The following is a 6,655-nucleotide window of genomic DNA, read 5'->3' as shown; positions in this document are numbered from 1 at the left end:
GGGCTCGACGGGGTAAAGGCGGCGGTCATGGGGGTTCCACTCCAGCTGGAAGCCGAGCGGCGCAGGAGCCCTGCTCTTCTCGGCAATGACATGAAAGACGGGATGGCCGATGCTGCCGCGAAGCATCGATCCATCCGGTAGAAGGCGCTCGCGCGCCGGCGCGGGTTCAACGAGGAACCGAAAGAAGGCGCTGCTCGCCTCCTCGTGTCCGGACTGGCGCAGAAGCAGAAGGGGAATGCGCCCTGCCCGTGAACGGACATGCAGGCGCCGGCTTTCGCTGAGCGCAAGGGCGGAAGGGTTGCCGCGAATTTCGAGAATGACAGCGCAGAAACTCGGGACGGAAAGGGCGGCCTCGGCGATCCACAGCGCATCCTTCACGGTGCGCGGCAGGCTGAAGACTAGGCCGCGGACATCGAGCCCGTAGGCCTTCAGGCCAAGCCCATAGGGCAAGCCCGCCTCGTTGGCGGCGAGCGACTGACTGATCCAGAGAACGGGTGCTGCCGGCTCGCCCTTTTCAAGACGCGCCTTTTGGCAGAGCACGGTGAGTGCCGCGGCAAAGCCGGCAGCCGCACCCGCATCGCGTGTCTCGGCATTGCGGATCTCCGTCATGCCTTCGAGCGGCAGCCCGCCTTCGAGCAGATCGTCCAGATCCGCAACGCCGAGTGCCAGCGCCCGGCGGCCGGGCTCATCGTCCTCACGCTGACGGAAGCCGCCGGGATCGGCCGCCTTGGCGGCACGCACGACGCCCGGAAGCCGACGGTTTTCGATCCTGGCGATCGTCTCTCGAAGCGAAAGCACCGTCTCCCGCTCCACGGCTTTGTCGGCCATGACGGTCAACTCCCATCAAATGTTCATGTTATGTTCTAATAGATTCCAGAGCTTCCCAGATGAGTCAACAGCCAATTATAAGAATTTATTCCTGTCCCTGTGGTCAAGGAATTCAACACTCGAAAAACACTGGTAAAATCGCTATATGGAGGGCAACAAGGAGTGCCTATGGCCCGCATTGACCAGACCGATGATTGGCGGGAACGCCACGCACCGACGCTTACCACTTTCGAGCAGCTTGCGCTGGAGGCCTATGGCCACCTGCCGCAGGAATTCCGCCAGCTGACGACCGACCTCGTCATCGAAGTCGCCGATTTCCCGAGCGACGACGTGTTCGAGGACATGGCGCTGGAAACGCCTTTCGACCTGCTGGGCCTCTTCGAAGGGCGCGGCATCAGCGAGCGCTTCACCATGGAAACCGGCCAGTTTCCGAACCGCATCACGCTTTATCGCCGCCCGATCATCGACTATTGGGCCGAGAACGAGGAGACGCTGGGTGACATCATCACCCACGTGCTGATCCACGAGATCGGCCACCATTTCGGCCTCTCCGACGACGACATGGAGCGCATCGAGGCAAGCGTCGAGCACGTCGGCGGCTGACCACATTTGCCCCTTATCCGCAAAGTGAGGGTTTCCCCTCATCCGCGCGGTGAGGGTGGCCCCTCATCCGCCTGCCTTCTCCCCGCAAGCGGGCGACGGGACATTGCCGCACCCGCCCGAACCGCAACCACACTCTGGTTTTCACTCTGCGGTCGGCGCCCCCAAGCAAAGACCAAGTGGCCCGCCGCTCACCCTGACACCGGTGCTTGAGCGGGCTTACTGCTCCGACAGCTTGATATCCGGGGTGTAATCCTTGCCTTCGACGTCCTTCACCACCGCCTGGCCGCACTGCATGTGCTGCGTGTCGGCATTGAAGGCGTAGGTCGGCGAGCCGTGCAGGCTCCAGCCCTGGTTCAGCGCCGCCGTCACCTTGTGGCAAAACGTGGCGTCGTCGGGACCGGTCAGGAAGCGGTAGAGTTTCAAGATCTTGGCTTTCGTTTTTCGATGAGGTCCGCCTTGGCGGCGAGCGTTTTGGCCTGGTCGAGATGCAGCCGCTCGACCATCCGGCCGTTGAGGTTGATGACGCCCTTGCCGGCGTTTTCAGTGAGCGCAAAGGCGGCGATGATCGCCCGCGCCTCGTCGACGGCGATCTGCTCCACGCCGAAGCGCTCGTTCGCCGGGCCGATCTGGGCCGGATGGATCAGCATCTTGCCGTCGTAGCCCATGTCGCGGCCCTGCCGGCATTCCTCGTCGAAGGAGGCTGCGTCACGAAAATCGTTGAAGACGGCGTCGATGACGTCGAGGCCGCCGCCGCGCGCGGCCAGCAGGATCTGCATCAACCACGCAACAAGGTAGGGACGGCCGGGGCGATCGGGAACGCCGGTCTCCTTGCGCAGGTCGTTGAGACCGACGACGAAACAATCAAGCCGGCCGCCGAAGGTGCGGCCGGTCTCGGCGATCACAGGCGCATTGATGACGCCGCGCGGCGTCTCGATCATCGCCCAGAGGCGCAGCGTCTCCGGCGCATCGTTATCAGTCAGCCAGTCGGCAACCGCCTGGATATCCGCCGGGCCTTCGACCTTCGGCAGGAGAATGGCATCCGGGCCGGCGGCAAGGGCTGCTGCAAGATCCTCCTGGCCAAAGCCGGAGCCAAGCCCATTGACGCGGATGACGATCTCGCAATCCGGACGGCTCGACGTCAGGTGCCTTACCAGCGCCTGACGGGCCTCGACCTTGCGCTCGGGCGCCACCGCATCCTCGAGATCGAAGATCACGGCGTCGGTGGCAAGCTCGGCGACCTTGGCGAGCGCACGGGCGTTGTCGGCGGGTACGCAAAGCACCGAGCGGCGCAGGCGCACGGGGTGATGGTCTGTCGTTTTGCTCATGCTTCAGTTGTGCCCGCCTTTCACCCGTTCCGCAAGGCGAGGCGAACCGCCGCACCCTTTCGTGAAAGGCAGCCTCTTGCAAGTACGGCCACGAACCACCACATCGCCATCAGAAAGGTGACGATCATGCAAAGCATTCGCTCTGTTCTCTTTACGGCCGCAGCCCTGACCATCACGTTTGCGGCCTTCGTTCTGACCGCCTCGCTGGCCCTGGCGCTGGCCGGCATCGCCGCCGTCGTCGTGATCGGCAGCGCCATTGCGACCAGGCTGAACTTCAAGCCAGCCCGCGCAACCGTCCGTCCGGCCGCAGCATCTGCCGCAAACGGCCAGCGCGAAATGCGCATCTGGAACGACGGTCGCGGCACGATCATCGACCTCTGATTTCGAACTGCCGGAACTGATCCGCAAATGAGCCGATCCGCGATCGGCTCACGTCCTGTCGGACCGCAAATGCGGCGGTGAATGCGGCTCCAGAAAAATTTCCATCCCTATGTCGGATCGGGCGTTCCCCGCCCGTCCTTGAGACAGGCCAGCAACGGCCCTGGCTCCTCAAACAGGATGGAGAAATCGATGGATACCCAGACGCAGCAAACTGAAGCGCAGCAGCCCGCACCGGTCCTGAACGGCCTTCTGCCCTATCTGCAGGTCGACGGCGCCGCCAGGGCGTCCGAATTCTACCAGCGCGCCTTCGGGGCGAAGGAAGTCGGCCGGCATCCGCTCGACGAGCAGGGCCGCACGATGCACATCCACCTCTATGTCAACGGCAGTTCGCTGATGCTGGCCGACGCCTACCCGGAATACGGCCATCCGCTGGAAAAGCCGCAGGCCTTTACCCTGACGCTCACCGTCGACGACATCGAGACCTGGTGGGACCGCGCCGTTGCCGCCGGTGCCGAAGTGGTGATGCCGATCGAGGTGATGTTCTGGGGCGATCGCTACGGCCAGCTTCGCGACCCCTTCGGCGTTCTCTGGGCCATGAACAGCCCGGTGAAGGCAGGCTAAGTCCTTTCCGGCAATCGAAAAACCGGACAAAGCTTTCGTCGGGCGGGTATTTCACCCGCCCGACGACGCGTATCTGGATAGATTTTCCTTCATTTCGGCGCAAAACTCATCTAAACGCTAGCGCAACATTCTTCTGAAATCGAAGGCCTGAAGTTATGGAAAAATTCGTCAAGCTCACCGGCGTCGCAGCCCCCCTCCCCGTCGTCAACATCGACACGGACATGATCATTCCGAAGGATTACCTGAAGACGATCAAGCGCACCGGCCTTGGCAAGGGCCTTTTCGCCGAAGCCCGCTACAATGAAGACGGCTCGGTCAATCCGGATTTCGTGCTCAATAAGCCGGCCTATCAGAACGCCAGCATTCTCGTTACCGGCGACAACTTCGGCTGCGGCTCTTCGCGCGAGCATGCACCGTGGGCACTGCTCGACTTCGGCATCCGCTGCGTGATCTCCACGTCCTTTGCCGACATCTTCTACAACAACTGTTTCAAGAACGGCATCCTGCCGATCGTCGTCAGCCAGGCCGACCTCGACAAGCTGATGGACGACGCCTCGCGCGGCTCCAACGCCATCCTCTCGGTCGACCTGGAATCCCAGGAAATCACCGGCCCGGACGGCGGCTCGGTCAAGTTCGAGGTCGATGCGTTCAAGCGCCATTGCCTCTTGAACGGCCTCGACGACATCGGCCTGACGCTGGAAAAGGCGACCGCCATCGACAGCTTCGAAAAGACCGTCGGCGCCGCGCGTCCCTGGGCTTGAAGGCAGATATGGCGCGCAAGCTCATCTCCTCGGGTTCGCCCTTCGAAAAGACGGCAGGCTATTCGCGTGCCGTCGCGATGGGTGACTGGTGCTTCGTCTCCGGCACGACCGGCTACGACTACGCCACCATGACCATGCCCGAGACGGTGGAAGAGCAGGCGCGCAACTGCCTGAAGACGATCGAGGGCGCGCTGAAGGAAGCGGGCTTCTCGCTGTCCGACGTGGTGCGCAACCACTATTACGTCACCGACGCCAGCTTCGCCGACCGGGTGTTCCCGATCTTCGGCGAAGTCTTCGGCGAGATCCGCCCGGCCGCGACCATGATCGTCTGCGACCTGATCCGCCCGGAAATGCTGATCGAGATCGAGGTCACCGCCCTTCGCGGCTGAAGACTTCTCTCACTGCCTCCCTCAAATCGATTCCGATTTTGGCCAAGATGCGGTAGTCCATGGACTTCGCTTGTCAGACCTATGCTGAACCGGAAGACGCACATGCAATTCGAAGGCACCGCCGACTATATCGCCGACAAGGACCTGATGATCGCCGTCAACGCCGCGATCCGGCTGGAGCGGCCGCTGCTGGTCAAGGGCGAGCCCGGCACCGGCAAGACCGAGCTTGCCCGCCAGATCGCCTCCGCCCTTGGCCTCGAGCTGATCGAATGGAGCGTCAAGTCGACCACCAAGGCGCAGCAGGGTCTCTACGAATATGACGCCGTCTCGCGCCTGCGCGACAGCCAGCTCGGCGACGCGCGCGTCAACGAGGTCAGGAACTACATCCGCAAGGGCAAGCTCTGGCAGGCCTTCGAGGCCGACCGGCGCGTGGTGCTTCTGATCGACGAGATCGACAAGGCCGACATCGAGTTTCCGAACGATCTGTTGCAGGAACTCGACCGCATGGAATTCCATGTCTACGAGACCGGCGAGATGATCGGCGCCCGCCATCGGCCGATCGTCATCATCACCTCCAACAACGAGAAGGAGCTGCCGGACGCATTTCTGCGCCGTTGCTTCTTCCACTATATCCGCTTTCCCGACGCGGACACGCTCGCCCGCATCGTCGAGGTGCATTATCCCGGCATTCGCAAGACGCTGCTGTCGGCTGCCCTTGCCGCCTTCTACGACATCCGCCAGGTGCCGGGCCTGAAGAAGAAGCCGTCCACGTCGGAAGCGCTCGACTGGATCCGGCTGCTGGTCGCCGACGAGGTCGATCCGGCAGACTTGAGAGCCGACCCCAAGACCATGTTGCCGAAACTGCACGGCGCGCTTTTGAAGAACGAGCAGGACGTGCACCTGTTCGAGCGCCTGGCCTTCATGGCCCGCCGCGACGGATGAAACCTGACGCGCACAAGGTGCTGATCTACGCCACCTGGCGCGGCCGATTGTTGGTCTTCGACGAGCCGGACTTTCCCGAGATCGAATTGCAGGTGCCCGGCGGCACGATGGAAGCGGGTGAGAACCCGGTGCAGGCGGCTGCGCGGGAGTTTGTCGAGGAGACGGGGCTGACGCCATCGGAGGCGTTCACTCACCTCGACACGCAGGACTATTTTTTCCTGAAGGATGGCAGGACGATCTGCCATCGACGGCACTATTTTCACGTCGCGCTCACCGGAGAGCAGCAGGAAAGCTGGTTGCATCAGGAAATGACGCCCTTTGGCGGCGGTGCGCCGATCCGGTTTCGCTTCTTCTGGCTTGGCTTCGAGGAGGCTGATCGCCGGCTGGGTTATGGCATGCGGGATGCTCTAGCCCTGCTACAGACTGGCCCCTCACCCTAACCCTCTCCCCGCAGGCGGGGAGAGGGGACGAGGACGACGGCTGGCTCCAAGCCGAGACGTGCGGATAGCGAACCCGACTACCAAGATAGGCCGAACGGCCGCTGAGCTTGTGGAACGATCGGGTGCGGCAAGCCCTCTTCTCCCTGCGGGAGAAGAGGCCGGCAGGCGGATGAGAGGGCCGCCCAAACCCGCCCGAATCGTTTTTCTTGACCCCCGCGGCCCACTCGCGCTATCAAATTCCCCGTGGTGATTTGGCCGGCCGGCTTGCAGCCACGTTAAACAAGTCGCTAAAGGGCCGAGGAAAGTTGGATTTCCGAGGACCGGTCGCGATCAATCGCCGCCGGTTTTTTTGTATTGATCGAGTG

At 62.7% G+C, this 6,655-nt stretch carries 10 protein-coding genes and 1 riboswitch; of the genes, 7 read left to right on the top strand and 3 right to left on the bottom strand.

The window, feature by feature from the left end; genetic code table 11:
• Positions 1-828, bottom strand: an 828-nt coding sequence (locus VGO12_RS11150) for a hypothetical protein (protein WP_327512816.1), incomplete at its 3' end; no start/stop codon positions are given.
• Between the two features lie 168 nt (positions 829-996).
• Here VGO12_RS11150 and VGO12_RS11145 point away from each other — a divergent pair.
• On the top strand, positions 997-1,431 hold the full coding sequence (locus VGO12_RS11145; RefSeq protein ID WP_077968216.1) for a metallopeptidase family protein: 435 nt from the start codon (positions 997-999) through the stop codon (positions 1,429-1,431).
• 216 nt (positions 1,432-1,647) lie between these two features.
• Here the strand turns inward: VGO12_RS11145 and VGO12_RS11140 are convergent, their stop codons facing one another.
• Both VGO12_RS11140 and VGO12_RS11135 read right to left on the bottom strand, forming a co-directional pair.
• The gene (locus VGO12_RS11140; RefSeq protein ID WP_104665496.1) at positions 1,648-1,854 is read right to left on the bottom strand and encodes a DUF1737 domain-containing protein; all 207 of its coding nucleotides are present in this window, start codon (positions 1,852-1,854) and stop codon (positions 1,648-1,650) included.
• Positions 1,851-2,756 carry a CoA ester lyase gene (locus VGO12_RS11135; protein ID WP_327512815.1) on the bottom strand — a complete coding sequence of 302 codons (906 nt, stop codon included), beginning with the start codon at positions 2,754-2,756 and terminating at the stop codon, positions 1,851-1,853. Before VGO12_RS11135 ends, VGO12_RS11140 begins: the two co-directional genes overlap by 4 nt.
• Before the next feature lie 126 nt (positions 2,757-2,882).
• Between VGO12_RS11135 and VGO12_RS11130 the strand changes: the two genes are divergently transcribed.
• The 6 genes from VGO12_RS11130 (at position 2,883) to VGO12_RS11105 (ending at position 6,290) form a co-directional block, all read left to right on the top strand.
• Positions 2,883-3,137: a hypothetical protein gene (locus VGO12_RS11130; protein ID WP_327512814.1), complete on the top strand. Its 255-nt coding sequence runs from the start codon at positions 2,883-2,885 to the stop codon at positions 3,135-3,137.
• Positions 3,138-3,326: 189 nt separating this feature from the next.
• On the top strand, positions 3,327-3,758 hold the full coding sequence (locus VGO12_RS11125; RefSeq protein WP_327512813.1) for a glyoxalase/bleomycin resistance/extradiol dioxygenase family protein: 432 nt from the start codon (positions 3,327-3,329) through the stop codon (positions 3,756-3,758).
• 155 nt (positions 3,759-3,913) lie between these two features.
• Positions 3,914-4,519 (top strand): 3-isopropylmalate dehydratase small subunit, encoded by a 606-nt coding sequence (leuD, locus tag VGO12_RS11120; RefSeq protein ID WP_327512812.1) that lies wholly within the window; start codon positions 3,914-3,916, stop codon positions 4,517-4,519.
• Between the two features lie 8 nt (positions 4,520-4,527).
• Positions 4,528-4,908, top strand: a complete 381-nt coding sequence (locus VGO12_RS11115; RefSeq protein WP_327512811.1) for a RidA family protein — start codon at positions 4,528-4,530, stop codon at positions 4,906-4,908.
• Between the two features lie 102 nt (positions 4,909-5,010).
• Positions 5,011-5,850, top strand: coding sequence for a MoxR family ATPase (locus VGO12_RS11110; RefSeq protein WP_327512810.1), 840 nt, complete (start codon positions 5,011-5,013; stop codon positions 5,848-5,850).
• The gene (locus tag VGO12_RS11105) at positions 5,847-6,290 is read left to right on the top strand and encodes an NUDIX hydrolase (RefSeq protein ID WP_327512809.1); all 444 of its coding nucleotides are present in this window, start codon (positions 5,847-5,849) and stop codon (positions 6,288-6,290) included. Before VGO12_RS11110 ends, VGO12_RS11105 begins: the two co-directional genes overlap by 4 nt.
• 233 nt (positions 6,291-6,523) lie before the next feature.
• A riboswitch (SAM riboswitch) is annotated at positions 6,524-6,601 on the top strand.
• Positions 6,602-6,655 lie beyond the last annotated feature (54 nt).

The organism is Ensifer sp., from assembly GCF_035999135.1.
GTDB lineage: Bacteria > Pseudomonadota > Alphaproteobacteria > Rhizobiales > Rhizobiaceae > Ensifer.
The sequence above is the reverse complement of the archived record's forward strand: the minus strand, read 5'-3'. Positions and strand labels throughout refer to the sequence as shown.